This window comes from Streptomyces sp. NPDC046308 (assembly GCF_055588065.1).
Genome location: NZ_JBVJFB010000008.1, coordinates 360959 through 383422 on the forward strand (window position 1 = coordinate 360959; position 22464 = coordinate 383422).

A 22464-nucleotide genomic window follows, 5' to 3' on the forward strand; every position below is an offset into this window, starting at 1 on the left:
CACCGACAGCGAGCGCATCAACGAGGAATCACGGCCGGTACAAGGGGTTGGGTACGGTGCCGTGCTGCACGGCGTGCGGGCGGTCGGGGCGGTCGCGGTAGCCGTCCTCGTAGAGCCGGTTCCGGTTGAGGCAGAGGCGGCCGATGCGCTCGCCGAGCAGGTCGAAGAGCTCGTACCGGTCCTTGAGCTCAGGGAAGCGGGCCTGGTGGCGCAGGATCTCCGCCCGTACGAGGGACCAGAAATCGTCCTCGGGGACACCTAGGCGGTCCTCGCACACGGCCGACAGGTAGCGGAAGACACCGACGAACAGCCCGGAGTGGATGAACTGGGGGAGGAAGTCGGCGGGCTCGGTGAGCAGGGCCGCCCGGACCTCGTCGGGCAGGGAGGCCAGCTCGGGCAGCGGCTCGTCGCTGATGTTGATGTCGTCCACGAAGTCCTTCACCCCGAGCCGGACCGGTACGTCGTGCTCGTCGAAGATCACGATGGCGTTCTCGCCGTGCGGGGAGAAGACGGTGCCGTAGCGGTAGAGGAAGTGCAGCAGCGGGGGCAGGAGGGCGGCGAAGAGGCGCTGCAGCCAGACGGCGGGGGTGAGCCCGGACCGGGCCACGAGCTCGGCGGTGAAGGACCGGCCGCGCGGATCGGTGTGGAGGAGGGAGGCGAGGGTGCGTGCGCGCTCGCCGGGGGCGAGGAGCCCGGTGAGGGGCTCGCGCCAGATCGCGCCGAGGAGTTCCTTGTACTGGTACGGGACCTCGGGGAGCTCTTCGTAGACCGGGTGGCGGACGGTGACCGAGGCTACCTCGCCGAGCAGGACGACCCGGCACTCGTCGCGCAGGAAGGGGTCGCCGTCGCGGAGGGAGTGGATCCAGGCGGTGACGGCGGGTGCGGCGAGGGCGAGGTCGGAGGGGAGGCCGCGCCAGACCATGGTGTTGAAGACGGACAGCGGGAGTTTGACGCTGTGCCGGTCGGGGCGGCTGAGATTGAGGAAGGTGCGGATCGACTGCTGGGGCAGGCGCAGGTCGGGATCGGCCGGGAGCGGCACGAGGGTGCCGGAGGCGAGCGCCGGGGCGAAGAGGGGGAGGACGACCTCGTCCCACTGCCAGGGGTGGAGCGGTAGGTAGAGGTAGTGGAGCGGGTCGAGGCCGCGATCGCGCAGGGTTTGGTCGAAGGCGGCGCGGGTGACGGGGTCGAGCTCGGCGGAGTAGAGGCGGACGGGGTCCTCCAGCCCGGCGGTGCCGCGGTAGGCGGCCAGCGAGGTGTGGGCGGCGAGCCAGGGCAGGCGCTGGCGGGTGCGGGCTTCGGGGGCCCAGGCGGCGGTATCGGAGGCGGAGAGTCCGATGCGGCCCTTGTTGAGGACGAGCCAGGGGTGGCCGGTCTGGTGCCCTTCGAGGGCGGCGTAGTCGAGGTCGGCGAGGACGTCGGCGGTGAGGGCGGTGTGGTCGATACGGGCGTCGGCGGTGAGGGTGGCGCTGAGCTCGCGGACGAGGTGGCCGAGGGTGGGGCCGTCGAGCCCGAGGAGGGTGCGGGCGCGGATGAGGAAGCCGTACGGGTCCCCGAAGGCGGTCGGGTTCCCTGAGGGGGTGGGGTTTCCGGAGGGGGTCGGGTGCCCTGGGGGGGTCGGGTTTCCAGAGCCTGTCGGTGTCTGTGGGGAGGCCGGCGGCGGGGTGATCGTGATGGTGTCGGGGGCTACGTGCCAACTGCCGTACGAGCGGCGGCGGGCCCGGAAGCCGAGGCTGCTGCCGTCGTCGAGGGTCAGGGTCCATGCGTCGCCGGCGGCGGACGGGGCGGCGACGGGGGTGATGATCTCCTCGTAGGCGAACTCGGCGAGCATCTTGGCGAGCAGTCGACGGGCGGCGAAGTCCCAGGTCGAACGGTTGAGTTCGGGTGGCGTGCAGGGGTGCTGGGGCGACGGTGGCACGGTGGGTTCCGCCGCGTCGGGGGTTGCGTGGAATTTCGGCACGGGACTCCTCGAAGATCGGGAACTTTGCTGCGCGACGCAGAGTTTTCTAAGGGAGAGGTGCGAAGCGGCGACGACGGTCAGGGCTTGCGGGGCGGCACTCAGAGGAGATTGCGCAGCGCCCGCTCCCGGATCATCAGGGCGGCGCGCTTCTCGGGAAGGTCGATTTCCGCGGAGCAGCGGAAACCGGAGCTCAGGAAGGCAGATACGGAGGGGGTGTTGCGGATGTCCGGTTCCGCGATCACGCGGGTGCAGCGGGGGCGGTTGCCGAGGACCATGTCGGCGACGGCGCGCAGCAGGGTCGTGCCCAGGCCGCGGCCTCGGTTCGTGCCGTCTCCGATGAGCAGGTGGATACCGGTGTCGTGGGGGCGCGCCGGGTAGTGGCGGGAGAGCGGGTCGAGGTCGGCCCGGTAGATCTCCCAGTAGCTCATCGGCGTGCCGTCGAGGAGGCCGAGGCAGGGGATGCTGCGGCCGTCGCCGTCGAGCTGGGCCCGTAGGTGGGCTGCGGTGACCGCGGCGGGGCCGGCGAGTTCCCAGTAGGCGGCCACCTCTGGGTCGTTCATCCAGCCTGTGAGGAGCTCCAGGTCCCGGCCCGGCCGTACGGGTTCGAGACGGAAGGCTCCGGCGGGCGTGGCGACGCTGCCCCAGATGGCCGGTGAGTCGAGCAGGTCGGCTTCGGCGAGCTGGGGCAGCAGGTCGGCTTTGAGCCGTGTTTCGACGGTGTGCTCCACCACCTTGGGGGGGCCGAGGGCGTCGGTGGCGGATCCGGCGGAGTGGGCGGGTGTGTCGGTGGAGCGCATCGGGGGCTCTTCTCCGCGTCGGCGCCGACGCGTCAATCGTGAAGGGGGTTGGTGATGGTGACGTAGACGGACTGGGTGTCGACGGGGCCGACCAGCTCGTCGAGACCTCCCAGGCGGGTGAGCAGATTCGCCTTGCAGCGCAGGGTGGGCGAGTCGAGCAGCCGTGTGGGGAGCGGGCCCAGGCCCGCGGCCTTGGCGAGGAAGCGGCGGAAGGCAGCGAGGAGCACGCGCTCGTCCGCGAGCCGCTGGGATCCGAAGGCGCCGATGAGTCCGAGCACGTTGTTGATGCCGAGGTAGTAGGCGAAGCGCTCGTCGGTGACGGCGTCGGAGACGAAGGTGTCGCTGGCGCTGCCGATGCCGGGCAGCCGTTGCTCCAGTTCCGCGCGGCGGGATGCGCGGAAGTAGTAGCCCTGGTTGTCGCGGTAGCGGCCGCCGGCCGGCCAGCCGGCGGCATCGAGGAGCACCAGGGTGTTCTGCTGGTGCGCTTCTAGGGCGATGCCGGCGAGCGCGTCGAAGGCGAGGACCGGCAGGACCACGTGGTCGAGGTAGCGCAGGAACCACTCGGCGGCGACGGCGGACGTGCTGCGTCCGGTGGCGGCGGCGAGGCGGGATACGAGTTCGGCGAGTCGGGAGCTCATGGTGGGCCGGCCGGGCCATGGGCGGGGAGAGGTCAGTGCGGCGATGCAGACGGCGTCGTCGCCCGAGCGGAAGGGGTTGTGGCGCAGCAGGGCGTCGAGTCCGGGCACGGGGGTTCCGTCCGGGGCGTCCACGGCGACCCAGGCGGGGTCGCGGACGATGTCGAAGCGGGGGTGGCCCGCCTGCCACTGCTCGGCGAGGCCGGTGCGGAGCAGCCGGTGGACCTCCACGCCTCGGTGCAGTTCCTTGCGGAGGTTCTCGCGGCGGGAGTTGGTGATGCGCAGGCCCAGGGAGAGCTTGATCATCGCGGGGTCGCCGGGACGGTGGACGGTGCGGACGGAGGAGGTGGGGTACCAGGGCTTGCCGTGCGGGCCCAGGTCGTGCAGAAGTCCCGCGTCGCGGAGGGCGGTGACGGCGGGGCGCTGGAGCAGGTCGCGGGCCTGCCAGGGGTGCAGGGGAAGGGGGGTTGCGCCGTCGGGCAGCGGGAGCCCGGGAGCGAGTCGGCCGAGCAGCTGGGGCGCGGAGACGGGGCGGCCGCGTTCGGTCCAGGCGGATTCGGTGGCGAGGACGGAGGAGTCGACCGCGAACCAGTGCAGGGGGAAGGAGCCGTGGAGTTCGGGCGAGTAGTGACGTGCCTCGGCCTCGGAGAGTCCTTCGCGGCTCTTCGGGTCGGGTTGGAGGGGGTGACCGAGGAGGAGTGACTGTTCGGCTGTGAGGAAGCGGTCCCCGCCCACGGGGGCCGGGGCGGTGGGGCGTTCTCGCCGGTCGGCGATGAACTCGGTGGTACGGCGCACCGAGTCGGCGACCCGGCCGACGAGGTCGGCGCTGCCTCGGCCGCCGCCGGTGCCCTCGCGGGCGATGAGGGAGGCGAAGGTGACGGCGTCCAGGCAGGGGGCGCCGGCGGGGGCGCCTTCGAGCCGGGCCGGACCGAATCGGTGCCAGCCGGTCTGGGACCAGTAGCGGACGGCGACGAGCGCGGCGGTGCCCGAGGCGGGGAGGGAGACGCGGAGGGGGGTTCCGACGGGGCCGTCGGGGTGGCCGATCCCGGCCTCGCGGACCCAGCACCGGAGCAGGTTCTCCACCGCCGCGGCCTCGGCTGCGACGGCCGGGTCCGGGTGGTTCAGGAGGTCGGGCAGCGCGGCCGGCTCGGGCCAGACGGGGCCCGCCCAGCCGGCACGGGCTCTGGGCGTGCCGTCCTTCTGCCGCGGGACGGTGGCCGTCGCCCCCGCGGCGGTCACGGGGAGCGGCCCTCCTTCGGCCTCCCGCGGGGCGGCCGGGGTGCCCGCCGGGCCCTCGTCCGGACGCTCCGGCGCGACCTCGCGGGGCTGGGCCGACGCACCGGAGCGGAGCCCGTCGGACGGGTCGGCGGGAGTCCTGTCCGGTCTTCCGTCCACAGCCGCCTGCCCTTCGGCGTCCAGCGGTGCGAGGGGCGGCACTGGTGCCGGGCCGCCGTCGGCGGAAGCGGCCTGCGCCGTGGCCGCCCCGGTACCGGCCATGGCGTCGGGAAACGCCATGGCACCCGCCCACGGCTGCCGACCGTCGATCGAGCTCACGCCCGACCCAGGGGCGATGGCGTCGGGAGACGCCGCTGAGCGTTGCAGCTGTCGGCTCTCGGTCGCACCGGCCGGCGGGCTTCCTGCGGAGCCGGGGGCGGCGGTGTCGGGAGACAGCGCTGAAGTCGCCCAAGGCTGCCGGGCTTCGGCAGGGCTGCCCGGGACGCTCAAGGCCGGGCCCGGGGCAGCAGGGTCGGGGGTATCCGCAGAGGGCGGCTGCGGCTGCCGGCGCTCGGTCGCGCCGGCCGACGGGCTCAGGGCCGAGCCCGGGATAGCGGTGTCGGGAGACGGTGCGGCCGCCCGTGACTGGCGGGCCTCGGTCGGGCCGGCCGACGGGTTTGCGGCGGCGTCGGGAGACGTTGCCGAGGGCTGCCGGTGTTCGAGTGGGCTCGGGGGCGGTGGTGCCGGTGGCGTTGTGGGGGTGGGGTTCGACAGCGGGGGCGGCTGGTGGGGGTTCGGGGTGGACTGGTGCGGGTCTGGCATCGCGGGTCCTCGGGGTGCGGGTCAGTGGGGGCGGCGGGCGGCGGCCGGGATGGCGTCGGCCAGGCGGTCCAGGACCGCGGCGGCCTGCTCGTCGGTCAGGGTCAGCGGGGGGAGCAGGCGGACCACGGCGCCGTGGCGGCCGCCGAGTTCGACGATCAGGCCGCGGTCGAGGCACTCCTGGCGGACGGCCGCGGCCAGGGCCGGTGCGGCGGCCCCTGTCTCGGGATCGACGAGTTCGACGCCGATCATCAGGCCCCGGCCCCGGACGTCCCCCATGCACGGGTGGTCGGCGGCCAGCCCGCCCAGGGCCGACAGCATCCGCTCGCCGAGGACGGCTGCGCGCTCGGCGAGGCGGTTCTCGCGTACGAAGGCGAGCGTGGCGGTTCCGGCGGCCATGGCGAGCTGGTTGCCGCGGAAGGTCCCGGCGTGGGCTCCGGGGGCCCAGAGGTCCAGGCCGGACCGGTAGACGATCACCGCGAGCGGCAGGCTGCCCCCGATCGCCTTGGACAGGACCATCACGTCGGGGACCACCCCGGCGTGGTCGACGCCCCAGAAGGCGCCGGTGCGGCCGACGCCCGTCTGCACCTCGTCGGCGATCAGCGGGATGCCCCTCGCGGCGGTGATCTCGCGCATCCGGCGCAGCCAGGCGTCCGGGGCGGGGATGACCCCACCCTCGCCCTGCACCGGCTCGACGATCAGGCCGGCCGGAGCGGGCACCCCGCCCTTGGGGTCGTCCAGCAGGTTCTCCGTCCAGCGCGCGGCGAGTTCGGCTCCCTCGGCGCCGCCGACTCCGAACGGGCAGCGGAAGTCCTGCGGGTACGGCAGCCGGGTCACCCGTACGTCCGGGGCGCCGCCCGAGGCGTCCAGCGCTCCGGCGGTCATGCCGTGGTAGGCCCCGGTGAAGGTGAGCAGGCCCGAGCGCCCGGTCGCGGTGCGCACCAGTTTGAGGGCGGCCTCCACGGCGTCCGTGCCGGCCGGCCCGCAGAACTGGATCCGTGCGTCGGCGGCCAGCGCCGGCGGCAGGTTGGTGAACAGCTCGGTGGTGAAGGCGTCTTTGACGGGGGTCGCGAGGTCGAGGACGTGCAGCGGGGCTCCGGAGTCGAGGACGCCCCGGACGGCTTCGAGCACCACCGGGTGGTTGTGTCCGAGGGCGAGGGTGCCGGCGCCGGAGAGGCAGTCGAGGTAGCGGCGGCCGTCGGCCCCCTCGATGGTCAGTCCGCGGGCGCGCACCGGGACGATGGGCAGGGAGCGCGCGTACGTCCGGGCGGCGGACTCCCGCTGCGCCTGCCTGCGCAGGATTCCGTCGGCGGCGACGGAGCCGCCCGGTCCGCCGCGCCCCTGCACCCGGCTGCCCCGCAGCGGCACTTGAGGCTCCTGCGGCGGGATCTGTGTCGCGGCCGCCGCCGCGGCCGGCTCGGTCAAAGCCACGAGTGTCGGTCCTCCCGCACTGAACGCTCTTCCGGATTGCGCCTCGAACACCAACGCTGCTCCCCCATCCCCCGTACGTACCAACGACGGTGACGCCGACGGATCACGGGTGGCCCCAAGATCCTTGCGGCGCAAGGGGCGAGCGACAGGAACCACGGCCCCGGCCTGTGTCGTCCTGGGCGGCAGCGGCATAGTGGGGGGCTGCACTCCACGCCTCGAACTACCAGGGGGACGAACGACATGCGACCGAACCGACCGGTCACCGCGATCCTGTGCGCGGCCGCGCTCGCGCTGACCGCAGCTGCCTGCGGCCCCGGCGACGAGGAGGCCGGCGGCGACGCCAAGCCGACCGTGGCGGCGAGCCTCCCGGGCCCGGACGGGATCAAGATCCCGGACCAGCTCAAGGAGAAGCTCAAGGAGCGCGGTATCGACCTGGAGAAGTGGAAGGGGGGTGAGTGGAAGAACTGGAAGAAGGAGGACTGGCTCCGCGAGGCGGGCGACTACATCAACCCGATCATCGAGGGCCTGTGGGACCCGGACCGCATGCGTGACGCCGAGCAGCCGCAGCGCCCGGCCGTCGACCCGGACGCGGGCAAGGACCAGGGCGTCACCGACCCCACTCCCGCCCCGGTGGCGGCCAAGCCGGCGAATGCGCCCTACCACCAGAGCGTTCCGGAGTCCGGCAAGGTCTTCTTCGACGGCCCCGAGGGCTCGATGGTCTGCTCCGCGACCGTGGTCAAGGACCCGGCGCACCCCGGTAAGTCGAACATGGTCTGGACCGCGGGCCACTGCGTGCACGCGGGCAAGTCCGGCGGCTGGTACCGCAACATCGCCTTCGTCCCGTCCTACAACAACGCGGGCAAGCCGTCGGCGCAGCTCAAGGGCGCGCCGCGCGAGCAGGTGGCCCCGTACGGCGTCTGGTGGAGCGACTGGGCGCAGACCTCGGACCAGTGGATCGCGACCGGTGGGCCGACTGGCGGCGCGGGTGCCCCGTACGACTTCGCGGTGCTGCACGTGACGCCCGAGAAGGGCAGTGGCAAGTCCCTGGAGGAGGTGGTCGGTTCGGCGCTCCCGGTGGAGTTCGCCGCGCCGGCGGTGCCGAAGGTCGCGAGCATCACGGCGACGGGCTACCCGGCGGCGGCTCCGTTCGACGGCCAGAAGGCCTTCCAGTGCACGGACAAGCCGGGCCGGCTGTCCCTGAACGCGACCGACCCGGCGATGTACCGCATCGGCTGCACCATGACCGGCGGTTCCTCCGGTGGCGGCTGGGTCGCGGCGGGCGCGGACGGCAAGCCGGCGCTGGTGTCGAACACCTCGATCGGCCCGGCCAAGGCGGGCTGGCTGGCCGGACCCCGGCTGGGTCCGGAGGCGAAGGGCGTCTTCGAGGCCGTCAGCCGCAAGTTCAAGTAAGTCGGAACCTGAACGACCGAGGGCCCCCTGCACGTGGTGCAGGGGGCCCTCGCCCGTCAAGCCGTCAAACGGTCCGGCCGTTCAGCCGCTGAGCCATTCAGCCGCTGAGCCGTCCGGCCCGCTTACTGCTTCGCGAGCGCGTACGGCGCCAGGTCCGCCGCGAGCTCCTGGTGGACCCGCGCCCTGAGCAGGGTGCCGTCCGGGGTGTGCTCCTCGGAGATCACCTCGCCCTCGGCGTGTGCCTTGGCGACCAGCGAGCCGCGCGTGTACGGCACCATGGCCTCCACCTCGACCTCGGGCCGCGGCAGCTCGGAGTCGATGAGCGCGAGGAGCTCCTCGATGCCCATCCCCGTCCGCGCCGATACGGCGATCGAGTGCCGCTCGATCCGCAGCAGCCGCTGCAGGACGAGCGGGTCCGCGGCGTCCGCCTTGTTGATCACCACGATCTCGGGCACGTTGACCGCGCCGACCTCGCGGATCACCTCGCGCACCGCCGCCAGCTGCTCCTCCGGCGCCGGGTGCGAGCCGTCCACGATGTGCAGGATCAGGTCGGAGTCTCCGACCTCCTCCATCGTGGAGCGGAACGCCTCGACGAGGTGGTGCGGCAGGTGTCGGACGAAGCCGACCGTGTCGGCCAGGGTGTAGACCCGGCCGCTGGGCGTCTCGGCCCGGCGCACGGTCGGGTCGAGGGTGGCGAACAGGGCGTTCTCCACCAGGACGCCCGCGCCCGTGAGGCGGTTGAGCAGCGAGGACTTGCCGGCGTTGGTGTAGCCGGCGATGGCGACCGAGGGCACCTTGTTGCGGCGGCGTTCCTGCCGCTTGATGTCGCGGCCGGTCTTCATCTCCGCGATCTCCCGGCGCATCTTCGCCATCTTCTCGCGGATCCGTCGCCGGTCGGTCTCGATCTTGGTCTCACCGGGGCCTCGGGTGGCCATGCCGCCACCGCCGCCGCCACCCATCTGCCGGGACAGCGAGGCACCCCAGCCGCGCAGTCGCGGCAGCATGTACTGCATCTGCGCGAGGGCGACCTGTGCCTTGCCCTCTCGGGACTTGGCGTGCTGGGCGAAGATGTCGAGGATGAGGGCGGTCCGGTCGACCACCTTCACCTTGACGACGTCCTCGAGGGCGATGAGCTGGCCGGGGCTGAGCTCGCCGTCGCAGACGACGGTGTCGGCCCCGCTCTCCATGACGATGTCACGCAGCTCCCGCGCCTTGCCGGAACCGATGAAGGTGGCCGGGTCCGGCTTGTCGCGGCGCTGGATCACACCGTCGAGTACGAGAGCGCCCGCGGTCTCGGCGAGGGCGGCGAGCTCCGCGAGGGAGTTCTCCGCGTCGTTCACCGTGCCGGAGGTCCAGACACCGACGAGAACGACGCGCTCCAGGCGCAGCTGCCGGTACTCGACCTCGGTGACGTCTTCGAGCTCGGTGGAGAGGCCGACCACACGGCGCAGGGCCGCGCGCTCGGAGCGTTCGAACTGCTCGCCGTCCCGGTCTCCGTCGATCTCGTGGCTCCAGGCGACGTCCTCTTCCATCAGGGCATCGGCCCGAAGGCTCTCGGTGAAGCTCTGCGGGTCCCGCACGTCCTGTGCGTCCCGCGCGTCCTGGGAAGGGGAAGAAGAGGAGGTCATTGGATCCTTACGTCGATTCGAATAGCGCTGACACGTTAACGGGCACGCTAACTGTCACGTCCAACGTGTCACACCGCCGGGGGATTCCCCGAACGGCCTCGTCGATGGTGACATGCCCGTTCCTCGGCGGTCACACGCTTTATTCGGCGGACGCACCGGACACACCGGTCACGCCGGACGCGGCAGGCTTGCCGGAGGCGCCGGTCTTGCCGGTCTTGCCGGTCTTGCCGGTCTTGCCGGACGGGGCCGGGGTGCTCCACTCCGGGTGCCCGGGCATCGCCGGGGTGGTCTTGCCGTACAGCCACGGCTCCAGGAAGGCCCCGAGGTCCCGGCCGGCCTCCTGCGAGGCCAGCCGTACGAAGTCCGCCGTGCCCGCGACGCCGTCCCGGTACTGCGACACCCAGCGGCGCTCCAGCCGGTCGAAGGCCTCGGCGCCGATCTCCTGCCGCAGCGCGTAGAGGATCAGCGCGGCGCCGTCGTAGACCACCGGCCGGAAGAGCCCGATCTTCTCGCCGGGCGGGGCGGGCTTCGGGGCGGCCGGCGGCCCGCCCGCCGCACGCCACTGGTCGGAGCGCTGGTACGCCTCGCGCATGCGCCGCTCCAGGGAGTACTTGCCGAGCCCGTCGGCGTACAGGGCCTCGTACCAGGTGGCGTGTCCCTCGTTGAGCCACAGGTCGGACCAGACCCGCGGGGTGACGCTGTCGCCGAACCACTGGTGGGCGAGCTCGTGGACCATCACGGACTCGACGTACCACTCGGGGTAGCCCCCGCCGGCGAAGAGGCTGTTCTCGAAGAGCGAGAGGGTCTGCGTCTCCAGTTCGAAGCCGGTCGTCGCCCGCGCGATCAGGACCCCGTAGTTCTCGAAGGGGTAGCGGCCGACGCGCTCCTCCATCCACGCGATGTGCCCTGCGGTCTTGTTCAGCCAGGGGGCCAGCCGCTCCCGGTCCGCCTCGGGCACCACGTCGCGCAGCGGCAGCCCGTGTGGGCCGGTGCCGTGCACGACGGCGGACTTGCCGACCGATACCTGGGCCAGTTCGGTCGCCATGGGGTGCTTGGTGCGGTACGTCCACGTCGTCGAGGGGCCGAAGCGCAGGGTGGGGACCACGGGCACCCCGTTGGCGACGGCCGTCAGCCCGGCCGGGGCGGTGATCCGGAAGGTGAAGAACGCCTTGTCGGCGGGGTGGTCGTTGCAGGGGAAGACGCGGTGGGCGGCGTCCGCCTGGTTGGCCATGGCCAGCCCGTCCTCGGTGGGGACCCAGCCGCCGTCGCCGCGTCCGCGCGGGTCGCTGGTGTGCCGGACGGTGATGTGCAGCGGCGCCTTGTCGACCACACCCCGGGCGGGGGTCAGTACGAGGTCCTCCCCCACGGTCTCGAACCGGGCCGGCTCCCCGTTGACCTCGGCGGACGCCACCTTGCCGTGGGTGAAGTCGAGGTTGATGCGCTCCAGCGGCTCCAGCGCGCGGGCTTCGATGACGGTGACCGCGTCGAGCGGGCTCCGGTTGTCCTTGTAGGCGAAGGACAGGTCGTATGAGAGCACGTCGTAGCCGGGGTTCCCGAGCTCCGGGAACAGCGTGTCGCCGATGCCCAGCGGCTTCGGCGGGGGCAGTACGGCGGCGACGAGGGTCAGGGAGGCCGCGGCGAGCAGGGCGGCGCGCAGGCGGGGGGAGGAGTGCATCCACCACCGCTTACCAGTGACCGCAACACGGCCGTGCACGACGCGCGACGGATCCACCCGAACGGGGACTTCCGCGGCCGCCCCGGCCTACGCCCGGGCCCGTCCCCGTGGTCGTGCCGGGCCCGCGGGGGGCCGTCCCGGACTACGCCCGGCTGACGTCGTACACGCCCGGGACGTCCCGCATCGCACGCATCAGCGCGGGCAGCCCGGTCGCGTCCGGCAGCTGGAGGGTGTAGGTGTGCCGGACCCGCTGCTCGACCGGGGGTTCCACGGTCGCGGAGACCACCTCGACCCCCTCGCGGGCGATGGCCTCGGTGAGGTCAGCCAGCAGGTGCGGGCGCCCGAACGATTCAGCGAGCAGGGTGACCCGGCAGTCGGCGGTGGCCCGCCAGTGCACGGCGACGGAGGTGCGCCCCACGGCGCGCATCTGCGCCACCGCCGCGCAGTGGACGCGGTGCACGGTGACGGCCCCGCCGCGGACCAGGAAACCGGCGACGGCGTCGGGCGGTACCGGGGTGCAGCACCCGGCCAGCCGCACGGTGGCGTCCGGCAGGTCGGCGACGGCATTGCCCCCGCCGCCGCGGGCGCCGACCACCGACAGCGGCGCCCGCGCGGCCGAGGTGGTGGACATGGCCCGGTCGGGATGGGATTCGAGCCAGCTGCTGATGGCGATCCGGGCGGCCGGGGTCCGCGCGTGGTCCAGCCATTCGGCGGCCGGGCCCGAGGAGGCGTCCTGTGCGAGCAGCAGCTGCACGGTGTCCCCGTCGGACAGCGGGGAGGACAGGGAGGCGAGGCGCCCGTTGACGCGGGCGCCGATACAGCCGTGGGCCGCCTCGCCGTGCTGGGCGTAGGCGGCGTCGATACAGCTGGCCCCGGCCGGGAGGCCGAGCGTGCCCCCGTCGGCCCGGAAGACGGTGATCTCCCGGTCCTGGGCCAGCTCCGCGCGCAGCACACTCCAGAAGGTGTCGGGGTCGGGTGCGGACTGCTGCCAGTCGAGCAGGCGGGACAGCCAGCCGGGCCGCGTGGGGTCCGCGCGCTCCTCGTCGGGGTCGGCGGCGGCGTCGGGCGTGGCGGTGGCGTAGGGGTTGCCGAGGGCCACCACGCCGGCCTCGGCGACGCGGTGCATCTGCCGGGTCCGCACGATGACCTCGGCGACGTAGCCCTCGGGCGTGGCGAAGGCGGTGTGCAGCGACTGGTAGAGGTTGAACTTCGGGGTGGCGATGAAGTCCTTGAACTCCGAGACGACCGGGGTGAAGCAGGTGTGCAGCTCGCCCAGGACCGCGTAGCAGTCGGCGTTCTCGCCGACGAGGACGAGGATGCGGCCGAAGTCGGAGCCGCGCAGTTCGCCGCGCGTGCGGGCGATCCGGTGCACGGAGACGAAGTGCCGTGGCCTGACCTGTACCTCGGCGGCGATGCCGGCGTCGCGCAGGACGGCGCGTACGGAGTCGGCGATGCCGGGCAGCGGGTCGCGTTCCCCGGCGTGGGCCGCGATGAGCGCGCGGGTGCTCTCGTACTCCTCGGGGTGCAGGATCGCGAAGACGAGGTCTTCCAGCTCGGTCTTCAGGGCCTGGACGCCGAGCCGTTCGGCGAGCGGGATGAGGACGTCGCGGGTGACCTTGGCGATGCGGGCCTGTTTCTCGGGGCGCATCACGCCGAGGGTGCGCATGTTGTGCAGCCGGTCGGCGAGTTTGATGGACATGACGCGGACGTCGTTGCCGGTGGCGACGAGCATCTTGCGGAAGGTCTCGGGCTCGGCGGCGGCGCCGTAGTCGATCTTCTCGACCTTGGTGACGCCGTCGACGATGAAGCAGACCTCGTCGCCGAACTCCGCGCGGACCTGATCGAGGGTCACTTCGGTGTCCTCGACGGTGTCGTGGAGCAGAGAGGCCGTCAGGGTGGTTGTCTCGGCGCCGAGTTCGGCGAGGATCAGGGTGACGGCGAGTGGATGTGTGATGTACGGCTCACCACTTTTTCGCATCTGGCCGCGGTGTGAGGTCTCCGCGAGGAGGTACGCGCGGCGCAGAATGGACAAATCGGCGTCCGGATGGTGGGCGCGGTGCGCCTCCGCCACGTGGCCGATCGCGTCCGGGAGCCGGTCCCGGGACGTCGGCCCGAGCAGGGCCGCGCGCCCGAGCCGGCGCAGATCGAGCCTGGTCCGGCCCCGTCTGCGGAGCTCAGGGCGCGCTTCGGGGTGTGCTTCGGGGTTCGTGGCCTCTGCACTCATGGGCACCTCCGGCGGCTTCGACCGGCGGTGGCGGGCATGGGGTGAGCCCTCAGGGCCGGTGCCTGATGTTACCGACCCCACCACGTGGCGCAGTCCACCTCTCGCTCAGCGTGAAACGGATCACCCATTAGAGGGAAGCTTCAGGCGAAAGCCGTTTCGGTGAGCCAGGCCTCGTCGAACTCGCCCGTGGCCACGATCACGGCCGGTCCGGTCATGTCGATCCGCCCGTCGGGGTGTTCGGTGATGAGCAGGGTTCCGCCCGGGAGGTCGACGGTGTACGTGACCGGTGCGCCGGTGACGGCCGGGTCGACGCCGTCGCGGCGGATGGCGGCCACGGCGACGGCGCAGGCGCCGGTGCCGCAGGAGCGGGTCTCGCCGGAGCCGCGCTCGTGGACGCGCATGGCCACGTGGCGCGGGCCGCGGTCGACGACGAACTCGACATTGACACCCGTCGGGTACGCGGACGCCGGGCTGAAGGGCGGGGCGGTGAAGAGGTTCCCGGCGTCGTCGAGGCTTTCGACGAAGGCGACGGCGTGCGGGTTCCCCATGTTCACGTTGCGCGCCGGCCAGCTCCGGGAGCCCACGCTGACGGTCACCTCGCCCTCGGGGAGCTCGGCGCGGCCCATGGAGACGGTGACGTCGCCGGTCTTGTCGAGGTGGACCCGCTTGATCCCGCCGCGGGTGGCGACGGCGAGGTCCCCGGGCTCGACGTGGCCGGCGTACTGGAGGTAGCGGGCGAAGACGCGCACACCGTTGCCGCACATCTCGGCGATGGAGCCGTCGCTGTTGCGGTAGTCCATGAACCACTCCGCCTCCTCGGCGAGGTGCGCCGCCTCGGGGTGGGCGGCGGACCGGACGACGTGCAGGACTCCGTCCGCGCCGATCCCGGCCCGTCGGTCGCACAGCCTGGCGACCGCGGAGGCGGGCAGCTCGACGGCGTTGTCCGGGTCCGGGACGATCACGAAGTCGTTCTCGGTGCCGTGGCCCTTGAGGAAGGAGAGGGTGCGCTGAGTCACCCGCCCATGGTAGCCAGGCGCAGCTCGGGGGCACCGCGCGGTCCGGTACGCGGACCTCTGCGGGAGGGCCGGTCAGCGGAGCCGGGCGACCCGGTACACGGCGAGGGACACGACGGCCAGTGCGATCACGGCGTACAGCGCGGCCATGCGCCAGTCGGGGCGGCAGCCGCTCCCCCGGGCCGGGAGGCCGGGCCAGGTGTAGCCGACCCGTCGGGCGGCCATCATCCCCCAGCCTCCGGCGCAGCAGCTGATCAGGAAGCCCAGCATGGCGACCACGGCTCCGCCGTCGCCGAATTCGAACGCGAGCGGGAAGGCGAACATGAGGGATCCGGCGGCGGCCAGCACCACGATGGGGGCGATCTGCCACAGGCGCAGGCGGCGCTGCGGACGCAGCTCGACCTCGAACTCGGGGACGGCGGCCGCCTCGGCCTCGGCGTTGTCCGGGGCGTCCGGGCCGTCGGGGGTCAGCCGCGCGGGGTCCGCGGGCAGCCCGAGGCCGGCGGGACCGTCCGTGCCGTCGAGAAGCGTCGGATCCGCTTCCCGCCGGGTGTCGTCCCGCCCGGTGTCGCGAGGGCCGGCCTCCATCGCCACGCGCCCTCCCCACTCGGACTCAGTGCGCCGCCATTCACCGCAGGTGACCGCACCCGCAGGAGTTTGATGATGGCACGCCCCCGGCCCCGCAACCGGCGCGCGGGGCGTCCCGATGCCATCACGTGATCAGGCTGTGACCGCTCGTTCGACCAACGACTGCGCGAGTCCGGGGAGTTCCCCCCGGTCGGCGGCGGCTCCGCTGAGCCAGTGCACGCGCGGGTCGCGGCGGAACCAGGAGTCCTGGCGGCGGGCGAACCGCTTGGTCGCCCGGACGGTCTCCGCCCTGGCCTCGTCCTCGGTGCACTCCCCGGCGAGCGCGGCGAGTACCTGCTGGTAGCCGAGCGCCCTGGAAGCGGTGATTCCGTCGCGCAGCCCGCGGGCTTCCAGCGCGCGGACCTCGTCCACCAGCCCGGCCTCCCACATCCGGTCCACGCGCAGCGCGATCCGCTCGTCGAGCTCCGGCCGGTCGACGTCGACGCCGATCTGCACGGTGTCGTAGACGGACTCGTGGCCGGGCAGGTTGGCCGTGAACGGGCGTCCGGTGATCTCGATGACCTCCAGCGCGCGCACGATGCGGCGGCCGTTGCTGGGCAGGATGGCCCGGGCGGCGGCCGGGTCGGCGGCGGCGAGCCGGGCGTGCAGGGCGCCGGAGCCGCGCAGCGTGAGCTCGTCCTCCAGCCGGGCGCGGACCTCGGGATCGGTGCCGGGGAACTCCATGACGTCCAGGGCGCCGCGGACGTACAGGCCGGAGCCGCCGACGAGGACGGGCGTACGGCCCTCGGCGAGCAGTTTGTCGATCTCCAGGCGGGCCAGGCGCTGGTACTCGGCCACGTTCGCGGTGTCGGTGACGTCCCAGATGTCGAGGAGGTGGTGCGGGACCCCGCCGCGTTCCTCGGTCGTCAGCTTGGCGGTGCCGATGTCCATCCCCCGGTACAGCTGCATGGAGTCGGCGTTGACGACCTCGCCGTCGAAGTGGCGGGCCAGGGCGACGCCCAGGTCGGACTTTCCTGCCGCGGTGGGACCGACGACGGCGATGACCCGCTGGGCGGGGGCTGCTTTCCTCACCGCCCCAGTCTCTCAGCCCCTGGTCAAGACGCGGGCATGTACCCGATCGAGTTACGTGACGGAGTGGGGGCGGGGTCGTTGCCCTGGCGAGGTTCCGGCCCGGTGTGCGCCCTGCGTACCCCCTGCGCATGCCCGGCGTACGCCTTGCGGGTTGGCCGGTTCGGTCGCGGCGGAACTTCATTCACACGAGTATCGTTATAGGAGGAGACATGGGCGTTTTTGACTGGTTTTTTCGTCGTAAGGACGAGGTCGCGACCGAGGAGGTCGCTGCCGAGGCCGTGACGGCGGAGTCCGGTGCGGCCGAGGAGGCCGAGGCCGAGCCGGCCGTTGCGCAGGCTCCGGCGGCGGAAGCCGTGGAGATCCCGAAGCAGCAGTCGGCGGAGGTTGCCGCGGACAGCGAAGCCGGCGAGGGCGCCCGCACGTAGCGACCGCCAACGGAAGGTGACCCATGGGCCTGCTGGACAATCTGAAGGCCAAGCTCGGTCCGGCGAAGGACAAGGTCGGCGACCTCGCGCAGAAGAACGAGGGCAAGATCGCCGAGGGCCTGGACAAGGTGGCCAAGGCCGTGGACTCCAAGACCCACGGCAAGTACAGCGACCGGATCACGAGCGGCACGGGCAAGGCGAAGGACGCCCTGGGCAAGATCGCACACAAGGACACCCCCGGCGGTACGACGCCGCCGGCCACGCCCTGACGCACTCCCGAAAGGGGCGCGGGACCAGCAGCTGCTGCCGGTCCTGCGCCCCTTCGCCGTTTCCCGGGCCCATGGCCGGTGCGCGTCCAGGGCCGGTACGCGGCTACGACCAGGCGGCGACGAAGTACCCGACCCCGTACGGCGCGTCCTCGTACAGCAGCCGGCCTTGAAGGCCGGCGCCGTCGGCGGCGCCGGCCAGCACCTGCCAGGGGGCCCGGCCGGCGGCCTGGAGTTCGGCCGCGAGTTCGGCGTCGAGGGCGGCGAGGGCGGCCGCGTCGGCGGTGCCCAGGGCGCGGGCGGCGGCCGCGTCGAAGGCGGCGGCGCGCTCGTCGAGGTAGCCGGGGGCCTTGAGGGTCCGGCAGGCGCTGCCGTCGCCGAGGACCAGCATGGCCACGCGTTCGGCGGAACCGCCCAGGTCCGCGCCGAGCAGGCGGCAGCCGTTCGGGGCGAGGTCCGCGGCGACGGCCACACCGGCGACCGGGGCGGACGACCAGCGGGCCTGGCCGAGCAGCCAGCCGGCCACCGCGAGGGAAGCCGGCAGGGTGTCCCCGGTGGCGTGGCCGCTCGGCGGTTCGCCGAGGTCGGGGCCCAGGGTGACGGTCAGGTCCACGCCGAACCCGGCGAAGCCGCCGGGGGTGCCCTGGTCGTACGCGCCGCCCTCGGCGGCGGCCCCGACCACGACCAGCAGGTCGGGCCGGGAGGCGGCGAGCACGGCCAGCGCGTCGGAGCAGGCGGTGCGGGCGGCGCCGAGTTCGGCGGCGGCCCCCGCGGCGACCTCCGGCACGAGCAGCGGCGGGGCGGGGCAGACGGCGGCGGCTACGAGCATGATCCGCAGCCTAACGCCAGTGCCGCGCGGGCGGGACGGCCGTGCGCTGCGCTGGGCCGCGCCCGACTGCGCGCCCCGAGCCCCGGCGGGGCCGGACGTGGTTCCCCCAAGCGGCTCGGTGCGGCTTCACACCTCTGGGGCTCCGCCCCGGCCCCCGCGCCTCAGACTCCGGCGGGGCTGGAATCCACCGCGCAGCCCGACGTGGTGACCGGGAGCGGGGCCGGGACGCCGAGGGTCGGGATGCCGAGCATGACGCCCGCGGGCTGGGCGGGGGCGGCGTTGCGCTTCTCCCAGGCGTCGCCCGCCCGGGTGCGGCGCACGGTCAGGGTCGGGCCCTCGGCCAGCAGGTGGTGCGGGGCCGCGTAAGTGATGTCCACGGTGACCACGTCGCCCGGGCGGACCTCCGCCTCCGGCTTCGTGAAGTGGACCAGGCGGTTGTCGGGCGCGCGGCCCGACAGCCGGTGGGTGGCGCCGTCCTTGCGGCCCTCGCCCTCCGCGACCATGACCTCCAGGGTGCGGCCGACCTGCTTCTTGTTCTCCTCCCAGGAGATCTCCTCCTGGAGGGCGACCAGGCGCATGTACCGGTCCTGCACGACCTCCTTGGGGATCTGCCCGTCCATCTCGGCGGCGGGGGTGCCGGGCCGCTTGGAGTACTGGAAGGTGAAGGCGTTCGCGAAGCGGGCCTCGCGCACGGTGTGCATGGTCTGCTGGAAGTCCTCCTCCGTCTCACCGGGGAAGCCCACGATGATGTCGGTGGAGATCGCGGCGTGCGGGATCGCGGCGCGGACCTTCTCGATGATGCCGAGGAACCGCTCCTGCCGGTACGAGCGGCGCATCGCCTTGAGGATCGGGTCCGAGCCGGACTGCAGCGGCATGTGCAGCTGCGGCATCACGTTCGGGGTCTCGGCCATCGCCGCGATCACGTCGTCCGTGAAGTCGCGCGGGTGCGGGGAGGTGAAGCGGACCCGCTCCAGGCCCTCGATCTGGCCGCACGCGCGCAGCAGCTTGCTGAAGGCCTCGCGGTCGCCGAGGTCCGAGCCGTAGGCGTTCACGTTCTGGCCGAGCAGGGTGATCTCCGAGACGCCCTCGGCGACCAGGGCCTCCACCTCGGCGAGGATGTCGCCGGGCCGGCGGTCCTCCTCCTTGCCGCGCAGCGCCGGGACGATGCAGAAGGTGCAGGTGTTGTTGCAGCCGACGGAGATCGAGACCCAGGCGGCGTACGCGGACTCGCGGCGGGTCGGGAGGGTGGAGGGGAACGCCTCCAGCGACTCGGCGATCTCGACCTGCGCCTCTTCCTGGATGCGGGCGCGCTCCAGCAGCACGGGGAGCTTGCCGATGTTGTGCGTACCGAAGACGACGTCGACCCACGGGGCCTTCTTGACGATCGTGTCGCGGTCCTTCTGCGCCAGGCAGCCGCCGACGGCGATCTGCATGCCGGGCCGCTTGGTCTTCATCGGGGCCAGCCGGCCGAGGTTGCCGTACAGCTTGTTGTCGGCGTTCTCGCGGACCGCGCAGGTGTTGAAGACCACGACGTCGGCGTCGCCGTCGGAGCCCTCGGGGGCCCTGACGTAGCCGGCGTCCTCCAGCAGACCGGAAAGCCGCTCGGAGTCGTGCACGTTCATCTGGCACCCGTAGGTGCGCACCTCGTAGCTTCGCTTCTCGTCCACTGCCTGGCTCCGGTCGCTGCTGGTCATGCAACAAGAGTAGGCGGTACCCGGGAGCCCTCCGGCCCCCCGTGCAGCCGGCCCTCGGGGAGCCGGCGGCCGAAGAGGAGCAGCAGCAGGTCCTGGGCGTTCCCGTAGAGGGGGGTTCCGTTTCCGTGGGACCAGTCGAGGTCGTCGGCGCACAGCCGGAGGCCCGTCAGGTCGGCGCCGAAGAAGCGCAGGGTGCGGGGGGTGACGGCGTCGAGGAGGAGCCGCAGCCGGTCCTCGGGGACGCGGCGCGGGTGGCCGAGGGCGGTGGTGATGTCGAGGCCGTGGACCACGTCGTGGGCGAGGGCCCCGGTGGGGCCGGCGGCTGGGGGCTTCCAGGGGTGGCCGGCGTTCTCGCGGAGCAGCGCGGCGAGCTCGCGCGGGCCGAAGGCGGCGGCGTCGCGGCGGGCGGTGCGGTCGGTCATCCGGTGCAGGTTCCCGCGGGCCCGCAGCAGCTCGGCGGCGAAGCCGGGGAGGGAGGTGCGGAACCCGAGCGACATGTGGGCGGCGACCTCGCGGACGCGCCAGCCGCCGCAGAGGGAGGGGGCGTCCCACTGGGCCGGGGCGAGGGCGTCGAGTACGTCGGCCAGCTCGCGGCGTTCGGCGGCGACGGCCGCGGCGATCGTACGGCGGTTCTCGGCTCGGCCCACGGGACGGGAGGCGGGGCCGGACGGGGGTTGCGGTGTCGATCGGCTCATGGAACAAGGCTCGGCCGGCGCTCCGCATAAGTCCAAGAGCGGGTTCTTCTGCGATCTAGAATCAGCGGTTATGGAACTGGCTCAGCTGCGCTATTTCGTGGCGGTGGTGGAGGAGGGCAGCTTCACCGGGGCCGGGGCGCGGCTGCACGTCTCGCAGCCGGGGGTGAGCGCCCAGATACGCCGGCTGGAACGGGAGCTGGGGCAGCGGCTGCTCGACCGGTCCGGGCGTCGGGTCACGCCGACCGAGACGGGCGAGGCCGTCCTCTCGTACGCGCGGGCCGCGCTCGCGGCGGTGGAGGGGGTGCGGCGGACGGCCGAGGAGTTCTCCGGGCTGCTGCGCGGGCGGGTGGCCCTCGGGCTGATCCCGGGCGCGGCCGGGGCGGTGGTGAACGGGTTCGACGTGGTGGAGGCGCTCGGGAACTTCCACGACGAGCACCCCCGGGTGGAGATCGCGCTGTCCGAGGACACCTCGGAGCGGATGCTGACCGCCCTCCTGCGCGGGGAGCTGGACCTGGCGGTGGTCGGCCTCGGCGGGGAGCCGCCTCCGGGCATCTCCTGCCAGGTGCTGCTCGACGAACCCCTGGTGGCGGCGGTCCGGGCGGACGATCCCCTCCTGGCGCAGACCGTGAACGGCGGGATCCCGCTCGCGGCCCTGCGCGAACGGGCGCTCATCAGCCTGCCGCGCGGGACGGGACTGCGCGCTGTGCTGGAGCGGGCGTGCGCGGAGGCGGGGTTCGCGCCGCGGGTGGAGTTCGAGGCGGCCGCGCCCACGGTGCTGGTCCGGCTGGCCGCGCGGGGGCTGGGGGTGGCCGTGGTGCCGTCCGGGGCGGAGTCCGGCGCGGGCTCCGGCCCGGAGTCCGGTGCGGGGTCACGGGCCGGCGGTGCGCTGTGCGCGCTGCGGATCACCGAGCCGGCGCTGAACGGGCGGGTGGCGCTGGCCTGGCGCACGGCCGGGCCGGCCGGACCCGCCGCCCGCAGGCTGCTGGGTCGGCTGCGCGCGGAGGCCCCCGGACGACCCGCGCCGTGACAGGAGGGCGGACGGGTGGCAGGATCGCGCCATGCCTCTCGTACCGCCCCGGATCAGCAGGCGCCACGCCCTGCGGGTCCTGGTGGCCGTACTGGCCGTGCTCGGGGTCCTGACCTGGTGGCTGAAGCCCTTCGGGGAACCGGAGCTGCACGGCGAGCTGACCTTCAGCACGGGCGCCCGCACCGGGGTCTACCACCGGTACGGACAGCTGCTGCAGCAGGCGCTCGCGCGGGACGCGCCCGGCGTGGACGTCCGCCTGGAGACCAGCGAGGGCTCGCAGGAGAACCTGAAGCGGGTGGCCTCCGGTGAGGCGGACTTCACGGTGGCGACCGCGGACGCGGTCGCCAAGTACCAGCTCGACGGCAAGCCGCGCGCGGACCTGCTGCGCGGGGTCGCCCGGCTCTACGACGACTACGTGCAGCTGGTGGTGCCGGCCGATTCCGCGGTGCAGTCGACCCGGGACCTGAAGGGCAAGCGGGTGGCGATCGGCCAGCCGGGATCCGGGGTGCGGCTCGTCTCGGAGCGGCTGCTGAGGGCGGCCGGACTGGACCCGGTGCTGGACATCACACCGGTGTCCATAGGGATCGACACCATGCCGGCCGAGCTGGAGGCGGGCCGGATCGACGCCTTCTTCTGGTCCGGCGGCCTGCCGACGAACGCGGTGCGCGAGCTGTCGGAGCGGTACCAGATCCGGCTCGTGCAGCTCGGCGACCTGGTGGAGCAGCTGCAGGGCAGCGGCAGTCCGGCGCGCTACTACCGGACGGCGGTCATGCCGCAGGACGCGTACGCGCGGGCGCGCAACACCAGCACGGTGACGACGCTGGCCGTGCCGAACCTGCTGGTGACCACCGCGGAGACGGACCCGAAACTGACGGAGCAGCTGACGCGGACGGTGATCCTCAGCCGCGACCTCGTCGGGCGCGAGGTGCACGCGGCGCAGCTCGTGGACCTGCGGACGGCGATCTACACCGACCCTCTGGACCTGCACGAGGGGGCGGGCCGGTACTACCGGTCGGTCAAGCCCTGAGGCCCCGACCAGCCTCATGAGCCCTACGGGGCGGAGGC

18 protein-coding genes are annotated in these 22464 nt (G+C 73.2%); 5 read left to right on the forward strand and 13 right to left on the reverse strand.

Annotation, left to right across the window (positions count from 1 at the left end):
- Positions 1-28 precede the first annotated feature (28 nt).
- From ACZ6JT_RS29490 to ACZ6JT_RS29505, 4 genes are all read right to left on the reverse strand, one after another.
- Positions 29-1957 (reverse strand): IucA/IucC family protein, encoded by a 1929-nt coding sequence (locus ACZ6JT_RS29490; RefSeq protein ID WP_469214330.1) that lies wholly within the window; start codon positions 1955-1957, stop codon positions 29-31.
- A gap of 98 nt (positions 1958-2055) precedes the next feature.
- On the reverse strand, positions 2056-2754 hold the full coding sequence (locus ACZ6JT_RS29495; RefSeq protein ID WP_469214332.1) for a GNAT family N-acetyltransferase: 699 nt from the start codon (positions 2752-2754) through the stop codon (positions 2056-2058).
- Positions 2755-2786: 32 nt separating this feature from the next.
- On the reverse strand, positions 2787-4904 hold the full coding sequence (locus tag ACZ6JT_RS29500) for an IucA/IucC family protein (RefSeq protein ID WP_469214334.1): 2118 nt from the start codon (positions 4902-4904) through the stop codon (positions 2787-2789).
- A 543-nt stretch (positions 4905-5447) separates the two neighbouring features.
- Positions 5448-6791 (reverse strand): diaminobutyrate--2-oxoglutarate transaminase family protein, encoded by a 1344-nt coding sequence (locus ACZ6JT_RS29505; RefSeq protein ID WP_469214452.1) that lies wholly within the window; start codon positions 6789-6791, stop codon positions 5448-5450.
- Between the two features lie 303 nt (positions 6792-7094).
- On the opposite strand from ACZ6JT_RS29505, the gene ACZ6JT_RS29510 reads away from it, so the two are divergent.
- Positions 7095-8264 carry a trypsin-like serine peptidase gene (locus ACZ6JT_RS29510; protein WP_469214336.1) on the forward strand — a complete coding sequence of 390 codons (1170 nt, stop codon included), beginning with the start codon at positions 7095-7097 and terminating at the stop codon, positions 8262-8264.
- A gap of 122 nt (positions 8265-8386) precedes the next feature.
- On the opposite strand, the gene hflX is transcribed toward ACZ6JT_RS29510, so the two are convergent.
- From hflX to miaA, 6 genes are all read right to left on the reverse strand, one after another.
- The gene (gene hflX, locus ACZ6JT_RS29515; protein ID WP_469214337.1) at positions 8387-9892 is read right to left on the reverse strand and encodes a GTPase HflX; all 1506 of its coding nucleotides are present in this window, start codon (positions 9890-9892) and stop codon (positions 8387-8389) included.
- Positions 9893-10031: 139 nt separating this feature from the next.
- Positions 10032-11567 (reverse strand): M1 family metallopeptidase, encoded by a 1536-nt coding sequence (locus tag ACZ6JT_RS29520; protein ID WP_469214339.1) that lies wholly within the window; start codon positions 11565-11567, stop codon positions 10032-10034.
- A gap of 142 nt (positions 11568-11709) precedes the next feature.
- Positions 11710-13791: a RelA/SpoT family protein gene (locus tag ACZ6JT_RS29525; protein WP_469214341.1), complete on the reverse strand. Its 2082-nt coding sequence runs from the start codon at positions 13789-13791 to the stop codon at positions 11710-11712.
- 140 nt (positions 13792-13931) lie between these two features.
- Positions 13932-14807 (reverse strand): diaminopimelate epimerase, encoded by an 876-nt coding sequence (gene dapF / locus ACZ6JT_RS29530; RefSeq protein ID WP_469214343.1) that lies wholly within the window; start codon positions 14805-14807, stop codon positions 13932-13934.
- A 72-nt stretch (positions 14808-14879) separates the two neighbouring features.
- Positions 14880-15392 carry a hypothetical protein gene (locus ACZ6JT_RS29535; protein ID WP_469214454.1) on the reverse strand — a complete coding sequence of 171 codons (513 nt, stop codon included), beginning with the start codon at positions 15390-15392 and terminating at the stop codon, positions 14880-14882.
- A gap of 132 nt (positions 15393-15524) precedes the next feature.
- Complete coding sequence (gene miaA, locus ACZ6JT_RS29540; protein WP_469214345.1) at positions 15525-16463, reverse strand: tRNA (adenosine(37)-N6)-dimethylallyltransferase MiaA; 939 nt, start codon at positions 16461-16463, stop codon at positions 15525-15527.
- Between the two features lie 209 nt (positions 16464-16672).
- On the opposite strand from miaA, the gene ACZ6JT_RS29545 reads away from it, so the two are divergent.
- Complete coding sequence (locus tag ACZ6JT_RS29545; RefSeq protein WP_469214347.1) at positions 16673-16888, forward strand: gliding motility protein; 216 nt, start codon at positions 16673-16675, stop codon at positions 16886-16888.
- 23 nt (positions 16889-16911) lie between these two features.
- On the forward strand, positions 16912-17157 hold the full coding sequence (locus ACZ6JT_RS29550; RefSeq protein WP_469214349.1) for an antitoxin: 246 nt from the start codon (positions 16912-16914) through the stop codon (positions 17155-17157).
- Positions 17158-17260: 103 nt separating this feature from the next.
- On the opposite strand, the gene ACZ6JT_RS29555 is transcribed toward ACZ6JT_RS29550, so the two are convergent.
- The 3 genes from ACZ6JT_RS29555 to ACZ6JT_RS29565 form a co-directional block, all read right to left on the reverse strand.
- Complete coding sequence (locus ACZ6JT_RS29555) at positions 17261-17983, reverse strand: class III extradiol ring-cleavage dioxygenase family protein (RefSeq protein ID WP_469214350.1); 723 nt, start codon at positions 17981-17983, stop codon at positions 17261-17263.
- Positions 17984-18144: 161 nt separating this feature from the next.
- Positions 18145-19677, reverse strand: coding sequence for a tRNA (N6-isopentenyl adenosine(37)-C2)-methylthiotransferase MiaB (miaB, locus tag ACZ6JT_RS29560; protein ID WP_469214351.1), 1533 nt, complete (start codon positions 19675-19677; stop codon positions 18145-18147).
- The gene (locus ACZ6JT_RS29565; RefSeq protein WP_469214353.1) at positions 19674-20372 is read right to left on the reverse strand and encodes a maleylpyruvate isomerase family mycothiol-dependent enzyme; all 699 of its coding nucleotides are present in this window, start codon (positions 20370-20372) and stop codon (positions 19674-19676) included. Before ACZ6JT_RS29565 ends, miaB begins: the two co-directional genes overlap by 4 nt.
- Before the next feature lie 70 nt (positions 20373-20442).
- On the opposite strand from ACZ6JT_RS29565, the gene ACZ6JT_RS29570 reads away from it, so the two are divergent.
- On the forward strand, positions 20443-21399 hold the full coding sequence (locus tag ACZ6JT_RS29570; protein ID WP_469214355.1) for a LysR family transcriptional regulator: 957 nt from the start codon (positions 20443-20445) through the stop codon (positions 21397-21399).
- Positions 21400-21430: 31 nt separating this feature from the next.
- Positions 21431-22426, forward strand: a complete 996-nt coding sequence (locus tag ACZ6JT_RS29575) for a TAXI family TRAP transporter solute-binding subunit (protein WP_469214357.1) — start codon at positions 21431-21433, stop codon at positions 22424-22426.
- The last annotated feature ends 38 nt before the right edge of the window (positions 22427-22464 follow it).